The 17,881-nt window shown below is 43.1% G+C and carries 17 protein-coding genes and 1 other RNA gene; 5 read left to right on the top strand and 13 right to left on the bottom strand.

Annotated features, from left to right (window positions below):
- Positions 1-147: 147 nt before the first annotated feature.
- Both fdhD and N9I19_RS05020 read right to left on the bottom strand, forming a co-directional pair.
- Positions 148-945: a formate dehydrogenase accessory sulfurtransferase FdhD gene (gene fdhD, locus N9I19_RS05025; protein ID WP_089361929.1), complete on the bottom strand. Its 798-nt coding sequence runs from the start codon at positions 943-945 to the stop codon at positions 148-150.
- Between the two features lie 55 nt (positions 946-1,000).
- Complete coding sequence (locus N9I19_RS05020; protein WP_061465537.1) at positions 1,001-1,363, bottom strand: Na-translocating system protein MpsC family protein; 363 nt, start codon at positions 1,361-1,363, stop codon at positions 1,001-1,003.
- A 334-nt stretch (positions 1,364-1,697) separates the two neighbouring features.
- Between N9I19_RS05020 and fdhF the strand changes: the two genes are divergently transcribed.
- Together fdhF and N9I19_RS05010 are read left to right on the top strand one after the other, a co-directional pair.
- On the top strand, positions 1,698-4,637 hold the full coding sequence (gene fdhF, locus N9I19_RS05015; protein ID WP_317777154.1) for a formate dehydrogenase subunit alpha: 2,940 nt from the start codon (positions 1,698-1,700) through the stop codon (positions 4,635-4,637).
- A gap of 18 nt (positions 4,638-4,655) precedes the next feature.
- Positions 4,656-5,132: a helical membrane plugin domain-containing protein gene (locus tag N9I19_RS05010; protein ID WP_317777153.1), complete on the top strand. Its 477-nt coding sequence runs from the start codon at positions 4,656-4,658 to the stop codon at positions 5,130-5,132.
- 132 nt (positions 5,133-5,264) lie between these two features.
- Here N9I19_RS05010 and N9I19_RS05005 read toward each other — a convergent pair whose 3' ends face one another.
- Positions 5,265-5,612 (bottom strand): hypothetical protein, encoded by a 348-nt coding sequence (locus tag N9I19_RS05005; protein WP_317777152.1) that lies wholly within the window; start codon positions 5,610-5,612, stop codon positions 5,265-5,267.
- Positions 5,613-5,666: 54 nt separating this feature from the next.
- Here N9I19_RS05005 and N9I19_RS05000 point away from each other — a divergent pair, with 54 nt between their 5' ends.
- Complete coding sequence (locus N9I19_RS05000; protein WP_317777151.1) at positions 5,667-5,840, top strand: hypothetical protein; 174 nt, start codon at positions 5,667-5,669, stop codon at positions 5,838-5,840.
- A 46-nt stretch (positions 5,841-5,886) separates the two neighbouring features.
- Here N9I19_RS05000 and N9I19_RS04995 read toward each other — a convergent pair whose 3' ends face one another.
- From N9I19_RS04995 to secG, 6 genes are all read right to left on the bottom strand, one after another.
- The gene (locus tag N9I19_RS04995; RefSeq protein ID WP_317777150.1) at positions 5,887-6,225 is read right to left on the bottom strand and encodes a nuclease-related domain-containing protein; all 339 of its coding nucleotides are present in this window, start codon (positions 6,223-6,225) and stop codon (positions 5,887-5,889) included.
- Between the two features lie 226 nt (positions 6,226-6,451).
- Positions 6,452-6,813: a transfer-messenger RNA gene (gene ssrA / locus N9I19_RS04990) on the bottom strand.
- Between the two features lie 123 nt (positions 6,814-6,936).
- Entirely contained in the window at positions 6,937-7,404 is a 468-nt protein-coding gene (smpB, locus tag N9I19_RS04985) for an SsrA-binding protein SmpB (protein ID WP_057912049.1), read from the bottom strand.
- Between the two features lie 68 nt (positions 7,405-7,472).
- Complete coding sequence (rnr, locus tag N9I19_RS04980; RefSeq protein ID WP_317777149.1) at positions 7,473-9,842, bottom strand: ribonuclease R; 2,370 nt, start codon at positions 9,840-9,842, stop codon at positions 7,473-7,475.
- Positions 9,843-9,875: 33 nt separating this feature from the next.
- Positions 9,876-10,622 carry an alpha/beta hydrolase gene (locus tag N9I19_RS04975; RefSeq protein WP_317777148.1) on the bottom strand — a complete coding sequence of 249 codons (747 nt, stop codon included), beginning with the start codon at positions 10,620-10,622 and terminating at the stop codon, positions 9,876-9,878.
- 132 nt (positions 10,623-10,754) lie between these two features.
- Complete coding sequence (secG, locus tag N9I19_RS04970) at positions 10,755-10,988, bottom strand: preprotein translocase subunit SecG (protein ID WP_061465545.1); 234 nt, start codon at positions 10,986-10,988, stop codon at positions 10,755-10,757.
- Between the two features lie 173 nt (positions 10,989-11,161).
- Between secG and N9I19_RS04965 the strand changes: the two genes are divergently transcribed.
- Together N9I19_RS04965 and N9I19_RS04960 are read left to right on the top strand one after the other, a co-directional pair.
- Positions 11,162-11,704 (top strand): hypothetical protein, encoded by a 543-nt coding sequence (locus N9I19_RS04965; RefSeq protein WP_317777147.1) that lies wholly within the window; start codon positions 11,162-11,164, stop codon positions 11,702-11,704.
- Between the two features lie 55 nt (positions 11,705-11,759).
- Positions 11,760-12,584 (top strand): M15 family metallopeptidase, encoded by an 825-nt coding sequence (locus N9I19_RS04960; RefSeq protein WP_317777146.1) that lies wholly within the window; start codon positions 11,760-11,762, stop codon positions 12,582-12,584.
- 251 nt (positions 12,585-12,835) lie between these two features.
- Here the strand turns inward: N9I19_RS04960 and eno are convergent, their stop codons facing one another.
- Genes eno through N9I19_RS04940 form a run of 4 tightly spaced genes read right to left on the bottom strand, consistent with a single transcriptional unit; the run spans position 12,836 to position 17,683 of the window.
- Positions 12,836-14,131: a phosphopyruvate hydratase gene (gene eno / locus N9I19_RS04955; protein WP_061465548.1), complete on the bottom strand. Its 1,296-nt coding sequence runs from the start codon at positions 14,129-14,131 to the stop codon at positions 12,836-12,838.
- Between the two features lie 32 nt (positions 14,132-14,163).
- Positions 14,164-15,699, bottom strand: coding sequence for a 2,3-bisphosphoglycerate-independent phosphoglycerate mutase (gpmI, locus tag N9I19_RS04950; RefSeq protein WP_061465549.1), 1,536 nt, complete (start codon positions 15,697-15,699; stop codon positions 14,164-14,166).
- Positions 15,692-16,453 carry a triose-phosphate isomerase gene (gene tpiA, locus N9I19_RS04945; RefSeq protein ID WP_317777145.1) on the bottom strand — a complete coding sequence of 254 codons (762 nt, stop codon included), beginning with the start codon at positions 16,451-16,453 and terminating at the stop codon, positions 15,692-15,694. The genes gpmI and tpiA overlap by 8 nt, the downstream gene beginning before the upstream one ends.
- Positions 16,454-16,498: 45 nt before the next feature.
- Positions 16,499-17,683 carry a phosphoglycerate kinase gene (locus N9I19_RS04940; RefSeq protein ID WP_317777144.1) on the bottom strand — a complete coding sequence of 395 codons (1,185 nt, stop codon included), beginning with the start codon at positions 17,681-17,683 and terminating at the stop codon, positions 16,499-16,501.
- Between the last annotated feature and the right edge of the window lie 198 nt (positions 17,684-17,881).

The following is a 17,881-nucleotide window of genomic DNA, read 5'->3' as shown; positions in this document are numbered from 1 at the left end:
GAGTCTCGCACTTCCGCTCCAATCAACCTTAAATAGTTTCGTTTTAAAAACAACAATCTTTACGAAAAGAGCCTTTAACAAAGACAAAAAAAGCCCAAGCCATGCCGGCAAGGACTTTCCCGTAAGCATCTTTCAAGCGGAAGATGCTCAGTCATTCAATTGAATTCTTTCAGGGCATGTATAGATATTCAGTGAATCATTACGAATGAACCCGACCGTGGTGATTCCCAATCCTTCAGCTAGCTCCAAAGCCAATTCGGTTGGAGCGGATTTCGAGAGGATCAGTTCACAGCCGATTTTCGCCACTTTCAAGAGAATTTCCGATGAAATCCGGCCGCTGAACACGATGGCTTTCCCTTCTATCGAAATACCATTTTTCAAGCAATGGCCGTATATTTTGTCCAAGGCATTATGCCGTCCGATGTCCATCCTGCTTAATACGAGGCCATCGACATCGCATAAAGCCGCATTGTGGACTCCGCCTGTGTTCTGGAAGGTGACAGCGGAATTTTGTAAATCCTTCATCAAGCGGAAGCAGTCACCGGGAGTCAGTCTCACCGAAACATTATCCATTTTCTTGGCAGTCAATGCATCATTCACAAAGACGAACCCTTGTCTGCTCATTCCGCAGCATGATGTAATATACCGCTTATTTTGAAAGTCCTGGAAGTAGGGATTCACTTTATCTATCTTCACATGAACAAAACCTTCTTTTTCCTGGACCCAAATTTCTTTTATCTCATCATATTTTTTGATGATGCCTTCCGAAGCCAAATAACCAATCACCATATCCTCGATGTATTCAGGAGTACAAACCATCGTGACGAATTCCTGGCCATTTATTTTGACAGTAACGGGATACTCCGTTACGATCGTATCTTCCGTCCGCTCGATGTTGCCTTTGGTTATCCGGATGATCTTCCTCTTCATTTCAATCGCCTTCATGTTCCCACTCCTTTTACTATCCAGGAGCCAATTGACCAATATGTAAGGAACATGGTCAATGCCCGTTGAGTTTGGCCGCTATATCCTTATCAAATACGAATACGGAAATCGCTATGTTCTCTTTAATTTTGATGTCTGAAAACAAATGGACCAGTTTAGCTCCAACCAGTTCTTCCATTCCATCTGGAGGACTCTCCGAATACACATCCTGAACCATTTTGGTTCGTGCTGAATGGACCATGTCCCTTCCTTCCTCCGATCTTGATATGAACATTTCCGTAGGAGTCAAATTCCCATATAACGTAGAAACGGCCATATTTTCCACGAAAACCGTGTGTATCCGTTCTGGTCCTTTACCGAATAGTTCCTTGCGCAGCTTACGAATCATATCATTGAATTCATGGATAACTTTTGACACCGTTACGTCACTCCAATTTAAGAAAATTAAGTTCTCAATTTTCTTATCATAAATCAACGCGAAGAAAAACGAAAGGAATTTGGGAATGATACCCTCCCTCCAGGATTGTTTCTTTTTATAATTAAAGGTATAATATCAATGATGAAAGTTGGGAGCATAATAGTGTACTGTTGTGTCCCTATCTTTTTTAAAATTATCCATTATGGTATGGATTGGTATATTGGCAAGCTTTGCTATTAAACTATTCCACCATGACCTACACCACTGTTTTAGAGCCGAAGGTGTAATCATGGTGGTTTTTTGCGTCTTTTTGGCTATAAAAGGGGGAAATATAATGAGCGATTCAAACATTTCCATCAAAATCAATGGGAAGGATTATACCGCTAATGAAGGAACGACAATACTGGAGGTCATCAATCAAAATGAAATAGCTCATCCACAGATTTGTTATGTTCCCGAAGTGGATCCGATCCAAACATGCGACACATGCATCGTCGAGGTCAATGGGAAACTCGTCAGATCATGTTCGACAAAAGCAATGAGAGGCATGGATATAGCCTTGGACTCAAGCAAGGCAAAAGAAGCCCAAACCGAGGCCATGGACCGGATCCTGGAAAACCATTCTTTATACTGTACTGTATGTGATAATAATAACGGAAATTGCAAACTACATAACACAGCAGAATTAATGGAAATTGAACACCAAAAATATCCTTACACACCGAAAGTGGAATTGGGTGCCGTCGATATGTCCCATCCATTTTACCGTTATGATGCCAATCAATGCATCGCATGCGGGCAATGTGTCGAAGTTTGCCAAAACCTTCAGGTCAATGAGACGCTCTCCATCGACTGGGAAGCAGAACGCCCTCGGGTAATTTGGGATGAAGGAACGGAAATCAATAACTCATCTTGTGTAGGTTGCGGACAGTGTGTAACCATTTGTCCATGTAATGCATTAATGGAAAAATCGATGCTGGGTGAGGCGGGTTTCATGTCTGGTTTAAAAAGCGATATGCTTGAACCAATGATTGACCTTGTCAAAGAAGTGGAACCTGGATACAGCGGGATTTTTGCCATTTCGGAGATTGAAGCGGCAATGCGTGATACACGGACGAAGAAGACAAAAACAGTCTGTACGTTCTGTGGGGTAGGATGCACTTTCGAAGTCTGGACAAAAGGCCGTAAAATCCTTAAAGTCCAACCTACTCATGAAGCACCCGTCAATGCGATATCCACATGTGTCAAAGGGAAATTCGGCTGGGACTTCGTAAACTCGGAAAAACGTTTGACAAAGCCCCTGATTCGGAAAAATGGAAGATTCGTTGAATCAAGCTGGGATGAAGCACTTGATTTGGTTGCATCCAGACTGGGTTCGATCAAACAGCAATACGGCGAAAATTCTGTAGGCTTCATTTCCTCATCCAAGATCACGAATGAAGAAAACTATGTGATTCAAAAACTGGCACGGCAAATGTTCGAAACGAACAATGTCGACAATTGCTCTCGTTACTGTCAATCCCCAGCAACTGACGGACTGTTCCGTACAGTCGGCATGGGCGGTGATGCTGGCACGATTAAAGATATCGCCGCAGCAGGTCTTGTCATCATCGTTGGGGCTAACCCGGCAGAAGGCCATCCCGTACTGGCGACACGCGTTAAACGGGCACACAAGCTTCACGGACAAAAACTGATCGTAGCTGACATCCGCAAAAATGAAATGGCCGAGCGTTCCGACATCCATATCAGTCCAAAACAAGGAACAGACCAGGTTTGGTTGATGGCGGTTACAAAATATATGATCGATCAAGGCTGGCATGATCAAGAATTCATCAATGAAAATGTTAACTTCTTCGACGATTATAAAGAAGTACTTGAAAAATATACCCTGGAATACGCAGAAACACACACAGGTATTTTAAAAGAAACATTGATCCAAATAGCCGAGACAATTCGCGATGCAGACGGAACATGCATTCTCTGGGGAATGGGCGTTACACAAAACACTGGTGCTTCCGACACTTCGGCTGCAATTTCCAACCTGCTATTAGCTACAGGCAACTACCGTCGCCCAGGAGCGGGAGCTTATCCGCTTCGCGGCCATAACAATGTACAGGGCGCTTGCGATATGGGCACTCTTCCAACATGGCTTCCAGGATATCAGCATGTTACCGATGACGTGGCACGTGCTAAATTCGAAAAAGCTTATGGAGTGAAAATTGATGGCAAACCAGGCATGAACAATATTGAAATGCTTAAAGCGATAGAAAAAGGCGATATGAAGGCCATGTATCTTGTAGGTGAAGATATGGCACTTGTCGATGCGGATGCAAACCATGTTGATAAAGTGTTATCCGGGTTGGATTTCTTTGTTGTCCAGGATATTTTCCTTTCAAGGACAGCCCAATATGCTGACGTGGTATTACCCGGAGCTCCATCTCTTGAAAAAGACGGAACGTTCACCAATACAGAGCGCCGTGTACAGCGTTTATATAAAGCCCTTCCCACTATGGGAGATTCTAAAGCGGACTGGGAGATCACTCAAGAAATCGCCAACCGCTTAGGTGCGAATTGGAACTACACCCATCCTAGTGAAATTTATGATGAAATGGCCAGCCTGTCACCGATATTCAGCCAAGCGAATTACGATGTGCTGGAAGGCTGGAACAGCTTCCTATGGGGAAGCCATGATGGATCAAACACGCCGCTTCTTTATGTGGATGGCTTCAACTTCCCTGATAAGAAAGCACGCTTTGCACTGGCTGACTGGGTAGAACCTCATAAATTCCCAGCAGAATATGACCTTCATATCAATAATGGACGCATCCTGGAGCATTTCCATGAAGGAAATATGACGAACAAATCCAATGGAATCCAATCAAAGGTACCTGATATTTTCGTTGAGGTTTCACCAGAACTTGCAAAAGAACGTAAAGTCAGTGATGGCGGACTCGTTCGCTTAGTGTCACCATTCGGGGCCGTTAAATTAAAAGTCGTGATCACAGACCGAGTAAAAAATAATGAGCTATTTTTACCGATGAACTCAGTCGATAAAGATTCAGCCATTAACTTCCTGACTGGTCCTATCTATGATCAACGCACAAGCACACCCGCTTACAAACAGACGATGGTCCGCATGGAAGTATTAAATGCAAGCGGAGACATCCCATTACCGGGCACCAATCCGCGAAATAAAAAACGTCACCCTCAAAATGGTGTCGAGGTTGAACGTAAGTGGGCCCGTCCAGGCTATGTTCACTTAACGGATAAATAAACAAGGAGGGCGATGATCATGGCAGCTCCAATTACGGAAATCCATAATCCCATTACTGAGGAAGAAAAAAAGCTACAAAAATTAGAAGAACTGAAAACGCTGATCACCGATAATGAAGATGCGTTAATCAATATGTTTAAAATTGTCAATGAACTGAATGACTCGGGCGTATTCGAAGCTGCGACTTCCATGCTTCAAGGAAAAGAACAAATTGCTAAAATCGCTCTTCAACAAGTCACAAGGCAACCTGTCACAAACCTGATCAATACCCTTATGGGGGCAACAGGAGCATTGATGAACGCCGATGCCGCACAATCCACGAAACTGCTGAACAGTGCACTTTCAGGAATTGATGAAGGAAACAAATTCCTTCAGACCGAAAAGAAAATCGGCGTGATAGATTTAATGAAAACGTTGAATGATCCAGACATAAACCGGGCAATTGGTTTTGGCGTCCACTTCCTAAAGGGAATGGGCAAGGAATTGAAGGAATAAGATCGGAACAAAGACTTAAGAGAAGTTCATGCTTCTTTTGAGTCTTTTTTTATCATGTATTACGACATGAATAATGCAAAATCAAGGTATAGTTTAGACAATTAGCCTCCTGAGGGCCTGATCACCTAGATATCACTCATCAAAAAAAGGCTGTACACCCTTCCCCTTATTCGTACCACGGCTTGTCAGATTCAATGATTGCAAAATCCGTGTTGCACTGGATGAAGAGGAAATATTTAAAAAGTCCCTCAACTGCCGATTCGTTATGGTCGAGCCTAATAGATAAAAATAATCTCGTAAAGCCGGAATATGTGCTTTTTTACTGGATAATTGGCATTGAGGGCAAATCCACATGCCATGCCTTCTAAATACCTGATTGCCCTTGCAACTCTCACATATCACTCCTTTTATTAGGTCCTTTTCGGTAAGGTTGTATCGTTCCAGAATGGAAAAGTCCGCATCGATATGGTGTTTATTCATTACGCGAACTGCTTTTTTCAAATCTTTTTCACTAAAACGGGAGTCTGTTATGGAATGGTCCATTCGATTTATTTTAGCGGGAAGCGCATCGCGATGGATAACTTTATAGTGGAGTTTCCAGGAGCTGTACGGATGATTGTTTGGGGATTACTGATGACAATTAAAGAAAGGATGGGAAGTGAGGGAAAACCACTTTTCAAGAACCAATTGGTTAACTGTGATTCTTGACGGCTGACTTGTATGATGGGATCTGGAAATGCCGTCTCTTTGCCTTCTATCGTTCGAATGAGCTGGTTGAAATGCGGATCAAAATAGATTGCCCTGAAATGTTCTTCACTTCAATAATAAGCGCATATTTCTTGGAGATTAATAAGGTATCAAGTTGAAAAAATCGGGATTGATCCTGCAGCCTTAAATCGTGGAAGATGTAATAGCTTTTCGGTTCAAGAAAGCCTAATGGAAAATCAATGGAACATTCTCCTTTATGGCCCGCTTCCCTTTTTTTGAGATCGTTCATTATTATAGGGAGTTTAGGGTGATTCGGAGGAAGCCTGTACGCTAATGCACGTAATTTGCGGATGGCAAGAGGAACTTTTCGCTTTTTTACAATCAATTTCATCACTCCAATCTTGGTTTCTCCCAAAGGATTCTATAGCAGTAGGAAATATTCCTTTAAATGATAGCGATTGTACAATTTATCTGCGAAATCGGGAATATATCTTCGAAAATGGAGATATATCTGCGAAAACTCCTGATTTATCTGCGAATTATACGATTTATCGATTTTTCGACAAAAACAACTAAAAAGAAGACAAATAAAAAACCACCAATATATGTATTGGTGGAGACGGTGGGAGTCGAACCCACGTCCAGACATAACGGCACTTAAGCTTCTACGAGTGTAGTCGATATATTCGCATTTCGCGAACTCATTAGCCTATCGACAGGCGGCAGAGCAGCTAGTCTGATTGGTCTCTTCCTTCATCCTCAGACGGTGGATTCCGGCGTATCCCACTTAGAGTGAGTCCCTTACCCTACCACGTGGGCCATGGAGGGAGGAACAGCTATCGACTGTTATTAAGCAGCGAAAGCTAGGTTGTTGTTTTGTTTGCCAGTTATAGGCGTTGACGTTTTAACGAGGCCGATCCCCTCGACTCGCAACTTAAGCTCGAACTATCCCTGTCGAATCCGTAACGTCCCCATGATAGAAATGGAGCGTACGAGAGAAGAATAGTCAGCAAGTTGGCTGATATTCAATTGTCATCGGTACAGGATTAATTATAACAGATTGGTTCAAAAAAGCAATTGTAAGGTCTTGGCATTTCTACATCTTCTGCCGATCACGGAAAGCACGTTCAATATCGCGTTTCGCTTCCTTCTTCTTCAGGTCATCACGCTTGTCATATTGCTTCTTCCCTTTTCCAAGTCCGATTAAAACTTTGGCAAAGCCATTCTTTAAATACATTTTCAACGGGACGATGGTGTAACCTGTTTCCTTTGTTTCACCGATCAGTTTACTGATTTCTTTCTTATGCAAAAGAAGCTTTCGTGTCCGCAACGGGTCATGGTTAAACTGGTTTCCCTGCTCATATGGACTGACATGCATATTATGAAGATAGATTTCACCATTTTCTATTTTAGCAAAGGCATCCTTCAAATTCACTCGGGCCGCACGGATTGCCTTGATTTCCGTCCCTTTCAAAACGATACCTGCTTCAAACGTTTGTTCAATAAAGAAATCATGATAAGCTTTTTTATTTTGTGCTAGTTGTTTACCTGAGCCTTTTGGCATCTAACTCTCCCCTTTTTTACATCCAATCGCGGCGAGAGGATGAAATGATCATCCCCCCGCCTCAATCTTTATCTCTTTTTTGGTTTTCTCTTGCGCTTGGCAGCTGGCGCATTTTCAAAGAATTTTTTCTTCTTTTTCGGTTTTCTCTCGGAGGAAGGCGAATCTCCATTACGGCTGCCTCCGCGGCCGCCGCCTTTACCTTCGTTACGTCCCCCATTGCCACCGCGGCCCCGTTTACGTTCACCTGAATTGGCTTTGAATATTTTCTTCTCGCCAGATGGACGCGGGCGGCTTACCTTCATGCCGATAATTTCAAAATCGATGGCGCGTTCCTCTTTATTGACGTTGGAAACACGTACGTCGATCTCATCGCCAATACGGAACACATTACCGGTACGTTCCCCGATCATTGCAAGCTGACGCTCATCGAAGCGGTAATAATCATCCGTCATAAAGCTGACATGGACAAGTCCTTCAATGGTGTTCGGCAACTCGACGAACATCCCGAAATTCGTAACCGAACCAATGATACCGGTATATTCTTCGCCGATTTTATCAAGCATATATTCTGCTTTCTTCAAATCATCCGTTTCCCGTTCAGCATCGACTGAGCGACGTTCACGTTTCGATGTATGATCGGCAATTTCAGGTAAAATGGCATTCCATTTCTCCTTCGTAGCTTCATCGAGTTTACCTTCCACCAAGTAGGTCCTGATCAACCTGTGCACGATCAAATCCGGGTAACGGCGAATCGGTGATGTGAAATGTGTATAAAACTCAGCTGATAAACCAAAGTGACCTAAGCTCTCCGGGTCATATTTGGCTTGTTGCATGGAACGAAGCATGACGGTGGATATGACCGTTTCTTCCGGTTTACCTGCAACCGCCTCAATGATTTCCTGTAACGCTTTAGGATGAACGTCATTGGCCGACCCCCGTACAATATATCCGAAGTTCGTAATAAATTCAAAGAAACGCTGCAGTTTTTCCGGCTTGGGATCTTCATGAATACGGTAAATGAATGGAACGTCAAGACGGTTGAAATGCTCAGCAACGGTTTCGTTGGCCGCAAGCATGAACTCTTCAATCAGCTTTTCCGCAACCGACCTTTCACGTAAAACCACATCAGTCGGATGTCCCTCTTCATCAACGATAACTCTCGCTTCATTGAAATCAAAGTCGATTGCACCGCGGTTCATCCGATTTTTACGAAGGATGGCCGCCAACTTCTCCATGTCCTGGAACATCGGAACCAAAGCCTCATAGCGTTCGAGTTGTTCTTCATCCTTATCCACAAGGATTTTGTTCACATTGCCATATGTCATACGTTCAGTCGTCTTAATGACACTTTCGAAAATCTCATGGTTGACAACTTCACCATTTGGCGTGATTTCCATTTCACAAGAAAGTGTAAAACGGTCGACTTGTGGGTTCAAGGAACAAATGCCATTCGATAAACGATGCGGGATCATCGGGATGACCCTATCAACCAAATAAACGCTCGTCCCTCTTTCTAAGGCTTCCTTATCGATTGGCGAACCTTCCGTCACATAATGGCTGACATCAGCAATATGGACACCCAGCTTATAATTGCCATTTTCAAGTTTAGAAACAGTGACGGCATCATCCAGGTCCTTTGCATCCGCTCCATCAATCGTGATCAAAACATCATTCCGCAAATCCCTGCGACTGCCAATTTCACTTTCTTGAATGGTATCCGAAACGGCATTGGCTTGCTCCATGACGTCATCCGGGAACTCCATCGGCAAACCATATTTATGGATCACGGAAAGAATATCTACACCAGGGTCATTCTTATGCCCAAGAATCTCAATGACTTCGCCTTCTGCACTTACACGTCCTTCAGGATAAGAAGTCAGCTTGACGACAACCTTATGTCCCTCTACCGCTCCATGGGAAGCATGCTGTGGAATGAAGATATCGTTTGCAATCTTTTTATCATCAGGGATGACGAAACCAAAACTTTTACTTTCCGAGTATGTACCGACCACTTGTGTAATTCCGCGTTCAAGTATTCTGATGACCGTGCCTTCTTGTCTTGAGCCGGATGTTTCCGAAGATACTCGTACCATGACGACATCTCCATGCATCGCTGTACCCGTTTCATTTGGCGGAATGAAAATATCATCCATACCTGGGTTATCTTCAGGTGTCACAAAAGCGAATCCCTTTGCATGTCCCGTTAATTTACCGCGGAACAAATTCATTTTTTGCGGCAGGCCGTAACGATTGCTTCTCGTTCTGACCACCAGTCCCTTTTCTTCCATCTTAACTAAAGCCTTAACGAAATTCTTGAAATCTGCCGAGTCTTCGATTTTCAAAGCCTCTTCCAGTTCTTGTACGGTTAACGGCTTATATGCCTCATCCGTCATGTACGTCAGCAGCTTATTAATATGTTCTTGAATGTTATCTTCCATGAAAACCCTCCTATTCAGGGTATGATAATTTTGTTATTCGGACCAATCCAGACTTTCTAAAAATTCAAATACATCTTCATGCAATTGGTTTCGTTCTTTATCAAGAGTTATGACATGACCGGATTCTTCATACCACTTGATTTGTTTGACAGGTGATTCAATGGCATCAATAATAATATCGGCACTTTTGGGATTGATAACATCATCATGCCGGCCCTGCACGACAAATGTCGGCGCGTAAATAAGGTCGACGTGCTCTCGTACATCCGTTATCAATTCCTGAAGGGCTTTCAATGTATTCATGGGCTTATCGGCAAGAAGGTCCATTTCAAGCTCTATTTGCGCTTGAGTTTTCCCTTCGTACTTCTTAAATTCTCTAGCGTACTCCAATACTCCTTTATACATCATTTCTTCACTTTTGATATACATAGGCGCACACATTGTTACGATACCCTTTATAGGTACAGTGTAACCTAATTTCAGAGAAAATACGCCTCCTAATGAGAGTCCGGCAACAGCAATTTCTTCATGGCCTTCGCTTTTAAGAAAATCGTAGGCCATCATGACATCTTTCCACCAATCTGAAGGACCCGTTTTCACTAACTCCTCTGGCGGAACGCCATGTCCTTTATAATGCGGGGCATGGCAGGTGTATCCCTGTTTCTCCAAGTAACGGCCAAGCATCCGCACATCTGCGGAATTCCCCGTAAATCCATGTAAAAGTAAAACAGCTCTTTTTCCGCCTTTAAAAGTAAAGGGCTGCTGCAGCTTGATTTTCATGATTTTAAACTCCTTTATCGGTAAATAGAATTCCCTATCCTATAATTAAGTACTAAAATCACTATATCTATTCATGCGACTATTGTGCAAAGAAAAAAGCCTAGCTATTTAGCTAGACTCATTTTTGATCCATTACACATCAAAGAATGCAACAAGTAAAGTTAAAGCAAAGAATAAAATGGCTAATACTACCGTTGCCCGATGTAAAACTAGGTCCAAACCGCGTGCCTTTTGCTTTCCGAATAGCTGCTCGGCACCGCCGGCAATCGCACCTGATAAACCTGCACTTTTACCTGATTGAAGCAATACCGTCACAATGAGGGCGATACTGACAATCACTAAAAGCGTTATGAGAAATGCATGCATGCAATTACACCTCCTGAAGAACCAATAAACAATTACTTTAACTTTACCACACCCACTAAATATCCACAATCTTTGTTATACTATAATGGTAAGAATTCCTAAATCCATAGTCGTTTATTTTCTTTTTGAAACAAAGTTTGAGATAATTTGCATAAAGAGAAAGAGGTGTCACCATGTTTAAGTCCATACTTCGGATTCTTGATCTCCTGACCATCCTATTCTCGGCGTTTGCCGGTTATTCTTTATGGACAGGCGGAAGCAATCTTATAAGTGTCCTATTAATCATCCTATCACCGCTTCTATTGCTGCTGGCAAAGTATCATGGAAATCGATACTTATTATTTGCTGCATATATCACGACAACCGTTTATTTTACTGCTATTATTTATAATGGACTTTCCAATAGCGGTATCGACTTTTTCCAATCCAGCTTCCATGTCCTCCTGATCGGGGCAGCAGCCGTCTTGCTGAGCATCATAGCAGCGGTGATCGGGTTTGGGACCAATACCCTTACGATTCTTTGGTTATCGCTGCACGCCCTTGTCACATTCGAGACAATCAGGATGTCATCTGGTTTCCTTTCGCACTTTTGGTCTGACCCTGTCGTGGAAACCGCAATCCGTAATGATTATCCTTTTTTGTTGATGGTGGTCTGGATTGGCTTATTTCTTGATAAATATCAAAGTGAATTAACAAGGGATTACTTATCACGATAATCTTTCAAAACTATTTCTATTGGAAATCTTATATTAAAAGCAAGGGGCCTTTCATATGTTAAAACCTATATTTGCAGCAACCGCTCTATCATCTTTCATTCTGATGGCTGGCTGTTCATTCGACCTGACCAGCGATGATAAAAAAGAGCCAAAAGAAGAACAACCGAGCTCCCAGGATAAGGAGACAGAAACTGATAAGAATAATGATTCAAATGAATCGGCCCAACGCCAGGTGGAAGTTGATGAAACGGTTAAACCCGCACAGGCTGGCCTTCAGACATTAGCCAACCCAGAAAGCATACCTGTACTTGTCAATAAACAATACAGCCTGCCGGAAGATTACAAACCTGATGACCTTATCTACCCAAAAGTGGATTTCATCTTTCAAGATAAAATTGAAAAAAGAATGATGCGCAAAGAAGCGGGAAAGGCTCTTGAAAAATTGTTCCAGGCTGCCGAAAAAGAAAACATGCACTTTGCCGGTGTTTCCGCATACCGTTCACATCAAACACAAATCGCGGTCTTTAATAACTATGTAACTAAGGACGGGGAAGAAAAAGCGAGAACCTACAGTGCAATGCCTGGGACAAGCGAGCATGAAACGGGTCTCGCGATTGATGTTACGACCCACGACGGCGCATGTGCTGCCCAAGACTGCTTCGGTGACACGAATGAAGCGGCCTGGCTTGCCGAGCATGCCCATGAATACGGATTTATCATCCGCTATCCAGAAGGCAAGGAAAACATCACAGGCTATAAATACGAACCATGGCACATCCGCTATGTTGGTGTCGAAGCCGCAACTGAAATTTCCGAAACGAAGAGTACATTGGAAGAATACTATAATGCCGTGCCAGTGAAAGCTGTATCGAATAAATAAAAAAAGGTGCCCATATGCGGCACCTTTTTTTGTCTTGGATTTTATTAATCAAACGTTTGATTAAATGGGCTTGAATCCACCAATGCTGTACTCTCAACAAATAGGACTGTCCCATATTGAATGCACACTTCCCCCCTTATAAACATAAAAAACCTCCTATTCAAATGTGGATTGCCACATTGAATAGGAGGTTAAAAGAAATTATTATAATGAATCCATCCGCTTCTCGTCAGAAGCGGAATTCAAGATAATTACTTCTTCAAGTTATAGAAAGATTTCATGCCGCCATATACAGCCAAGTCACCAAGCTGGTCTTCGATGCGAAGAAGTTGGTTGTATTTAGCGATACGGTCTGTACGGGACATGGAACCCGTTTTGATTTGGCCTGCGTTTGTTGCAACGGCGATGTCAGCGATTGTTGCATCTTCCGTTTCACCTGAACGGTGGGAAACGACTGCAGTGTAGCCTGCGCGCTTCGCCATTTCGATTGCATCAAACGTTTCAGTAAGTGTACCAATTTGGTTCACTTTGATCAGGATCGAGTTGCCGATGCCTTTTTCGATGCCTTCAGCCAATTTTTTCGTGTTCGTTACGAATAAATCATCACCCACTAATTGAACTTTAGAACCAATGCGTTCAGTTAGAAGTTTGTGGCCATCCCAGTCATTTTCATCCAAGCCGTCTTCGATGGAAAGAATCGGGAACTCATTCACTAGCTCTTCATAGAAAGCGACCATTTCTTCGGAAGTAACGCCATTGCGGCCTTCGCCTGCAAGATCATATTTGCCTGTTTCTTTGTTATAGAATTCAGATGAAGCTACGTCCATACCAAGGTAGATATCTTCGCCTGCTTTATAGCCTGCTTTTTCAATTGCCTCGATGATGACTTGTAGCGCTTCACGGTTTGATCCAAGGTTTGGAGCAAAGCCGCCTTCATCGCCAACAGCCGTATTCAAGCCTTTAGCAGAAAGGACTGATTTCAATGCATGGAATACTTCAGCACCCATACGAACGGCTTCTTTGAAGCTAGGGGCACCTACAGGAAGGATCATGAATTCCTGGAAGTCAACATTGTTATCGGCATGTGATCCGCCGTTAATGATGTTCATCATTGGAGTCGGAAGTTGTTTCGCATTGAATCCTCCAAGATAACGATACAATGGTAAACCTGAAAATTCAGCAGCGGCATGGGCAGCAGCCATTGATACACCAAGAATTGCATTAGCTCCCAAGTTTCCTTTGTTTTCAGTACCATCCAATTCAATCATAGTAAGGTCAAGGCCTGCTTGGTTCGTTACATCCAAACCAATGACAGCGTCAGCAATGATTTCATTTACATTATCAACTGCTTTTTGTACCCCTTTACCCAGGTAACGAGATTTATCTCCGTCACGAAGCTCAACCGCTTCGTGTTCTCCTGTGGAAGCACCTGATGGTACGATTGCACGTCCGAAATATCCGGACTCTGTTTGGATTTCTACTTCTACTGTTGGATTACCACGGGAATCAAGCACTTCGCGTGCATATACATGTTCGATGTACGGCATTATAAATCTCTCCTTTTCCAATTCACAATTTTTTATTTAGATAATAGGGATTTCCCTGTCATTTCAACAGGTTTTTCGACTCCAAGCAAATCAAGCATCGTTGGAGCTAAATCACCTAGGATACCACCTGTTCTTAATGTTACCTGATTTTTAGTGATAATGACAGGCACGGGATTCGTTGTATGGGCTGTCATGGGGTCGCCTTCAAGCGTTACGACTTCATCAGCATTGCCATGATCAGCTGTAATGATTGCTGTACCGCCTTTTGAGACGATTAAATCGACGATCCTGCCTAGGCATTCATCCACGGTTTCAATCGCTTTAATGGTAGGCTCAAGCATCCCTGAATGACCAACCATGTCCGGGTTGGCGAAATTCAGAAGGATCGCATCGAAACGGTCAGCCTCAATTTGTTCCACTAATGCATCCGTCACTTCATAAGCACTCATTTCCGGTTGTAAATCATATGTAGCGACTTTCGGAGAATTAATTAAAATCCTCTCTTCACCAGGAAACTTCTCTTCACGTCCGCCGCTCATGAAAAACGTCACATGCGGGTATTTTTCAGTTTCAGCGATACGAAGCTGGGTAAGCTGGTTTTGGGAAAGTACTTCCCCTAATGTATTATCAAGATTTGTCGGCTTAAAAGCAACATATCCGTCAACTGTTTCTGAAAAATGTGTCAAGCATACAAAATGGAGGTGCAACGGATGTCCAGGACCGCGGTCAAATGAGCGAAAGTCCTCATTCGTGAACGTATTGGAAATCTGGATCGCCCGGTCTGGACGGAAGTTATAAAAGATAACGGCATCATCATCTTTAATCGTTGCCACCGGTTTACCGTCTTCCGCCGTTATGACTGAAGGTATCACGAACTCGTCAAAAATGCCATGTTCGTAGGAGTCCTCGACACATTCCATAGCTGAAGAGTAAGCAGGTCCATCACCATACACCATCGAACGGTAGGATTTCTCCACACGTTCCCACCGTTTATCACGGTCCATCGAATAATATCTTCCGGAAATGGTCGCAAACTGACCGACACCGATTTCCTTCATTTTCGCTTCCGCTTCCTTAATATAACCTTGCGCCGTTTTCGGTCCGACATCACGTCCATCTAAAAATGCATGTACATATACATTTTTAACTCCTTCTTTTGCGGCCAATTTCAGCAGGGCATACATATGTTCAATATGACTGTGTACGCCGCCATCTGAAAGAAGGCCGAAAAGGTGAAGGTCCGTGCCTTTTTTCTTGGTATGGCTCATGGCATCGACCAAAGTTGGATTTTCTGCAAACTCACCTTCACGGATTGCCAGGTTCACACGGGTAAGACTTTGATAAACGATCCGTCCTGCCCCAATATTCAAATGCCCCACTTCGGAGTTCCCCATTTGACCGGCAGGCAAGCCGACAGCTTCCCCGCTTGCAGTTAAATGGGAATGCGGATACTGTTCCCAATAACGGTCAAAGTTCGGTTTTTTCGCATGAAAAACAGCATTTCCTTTTTCTTCGCTACGGCAGCCAAAACCGTCTAAGATGATAAGTGCCACAGGCGACTTACTCATAGTGACCAGCCTCCAGCAATTGTAAAAAGGAATCGGTTTTCAAGCTTGCCCCGCCTACCAACGCACCGTCAATATCAGGCTGTGCCATGTACTCTTTAATATTCTCAGGTTTTACACTGCCACCGTACTGAATGCGGATGGCTGCAGCCGCTTCATTTGAAAACTTGTCAGCCACAACTGAGCGAATATGTGCACAAACTTCATTTGCATCTTGAGCAGAAGACGATTTCCCTGTTCCAATCGCCCAAATAGGCTCGTAGGCAATGACGGTTTGTTTTAATTGATCTTCAGATAATCCCGCCAAGCCATTTTCAATCTGGCTTCCAACGAAATCATTCGTTTCGCCCGCTTCCCTTTGCTCAAGTGTTTCACCGCAACAAACGATAGGGGTTAACTGATGGGCAAAAGCGGCATGCGCTTTTTTATTAACGCCTTCATCCGTTTCGTTGAACATTTCCCGGCGTTCGGAATGGCCAAGAATTACATAGGTTACACCCAGATCAGCTAAAGCGATTGGACTGATTTCTCCTGTGAAAGCACCACTTTCTTCAAAGTGCATGTTCTGCGCCCCAATTTTCACATCGGTTCCTTTTGCTGCTTTAACCAGTTGATCCAGAAACAAAGCTGGAGCACATACAACCGTATCGATTAAATCTTGCTTCGGAATCAGATTGCTCACTTCTTCTAAAAAGGCAGTCGCTTCAGATAGTGTTTTATTCATTTTCCAGTTTCCTGCAATAATCGGTTTACGCATTGGTTTCTCATCCCTTCTAAAGTTGAAATATGTAACGGTTAACGCTTATTTATCGTTCAAGGCCACAACGCCAGGCAATTCTTTGCCTTCCATGAACTCAAGAGATGCACCGCCGCCAGTTGAAATATGGGACATCTTTTCAGCCAAGCCAAACTTTTCAGCAGCTGCAGCAGAATCCCCTCCGCCTACAATACTGTACGTATCTTTTGCTTCCGCCAATGCTTCCGCAACCGTTCTCGTTCCATTCGCAAACTTATCGAACTCGAATACACCCATCGGTCCATTCCATATGACAAGCTTGGAACCTTTAATTACATCCGCAAATAATTCACTAGTTTTTGGACCGATATCCAAAGCCATTTTATCATTTGGAATAGCATCGATATCAACATTCTCTGATTCTGCATCAGGTGAGAATTCAGCTGCTACAACTGCATCAATAGGCAAATGCAATTTTACGCCTTTTTCCTTTGCACTTTCGATGAAAGATTTGGCCAATTCTATTTTGTCTTCTTCCAATAAAGAATTACCGATTTCATGACCTTGTGCTTTAATAAATGTATAACCTAGTCCACCACCAATAATCAAGTGATCGACATTTTCCAAAAGGTTTTCAATAACGCCTATCTTATCCTTTACTTTTGCTCCGCCAATTATAGCTGTAAAAGGGCGTTCTGGGTTGGATAGGGCTTTTCCCAGCACAGAAAGTTCCTTTTCCATCAGTAATCCGGCAACAGCTGGAAGATGGTGTGCTATCCCTTCAGTTGACGCATGTGCACGGTGTGCAGCTCCGAATGCATCATTTACATAAACATCCGCCAGTGCAGCAAATGACTTCGCCAATTCTTGATCGTTCTTCTCTTCCCCCGGGTAGAAACGAACGTTCTCCAACAACAAGATCTCACCATTTTTCATGTTATCAATGATTGATTGAACGGACTCACCATAAGCTTCTTGAGCATTTTGCACATCTTTGCCACTAAGTTCACTTAGTCTTTCCGCAACAGGAGCTAAACGTAATTCTTCAACGACTTGTCCTTTAGGACGGCCAAGGTGGCTGGCTAAAATGACTTTAGCGCCTTGTTCCGTCAGATAGGAAATCGTCGGCAGTGCAGCTTTGATTCTCGTATCATCCGAAATCTTTCCGTCCTGCATCGGCACGTTGAAATCAACACGGCAAAATACGCGTTTCCCCTTTAACTCAATATCTCTAATCGACTTTTTATTCATAATCCAAGAACCTCCTTAGATATTGTTATCATATTTTTGATTCTTTTAATCAAAAAGGGAGAGGGTAAATATCCCAACTCCCCTTTTCTCTTTTTCATTATAGTCGGTTTAAAGGAAATTATCCAAAAACAAGAAATGTAAACGCTTGACTGATTAATGACTAACTTATAATATCATCTTCTGCCAAGTTTTTTTAGA

Origin of the sequence: Peribacillus sp. CSMR9 (assembly GCF_033141925.1) — a bacterium.
In the GTDB taxonomy this organism is placed as follows: domain Bacteria; phylum Bacillota; class Bacilli; order Bacillales; family DSM-1321; genus Peribacillus; species Peribacillus simplex_A.
This window is presented reverse-complemented; position numbering and strand designations above follow the sequence as displayed.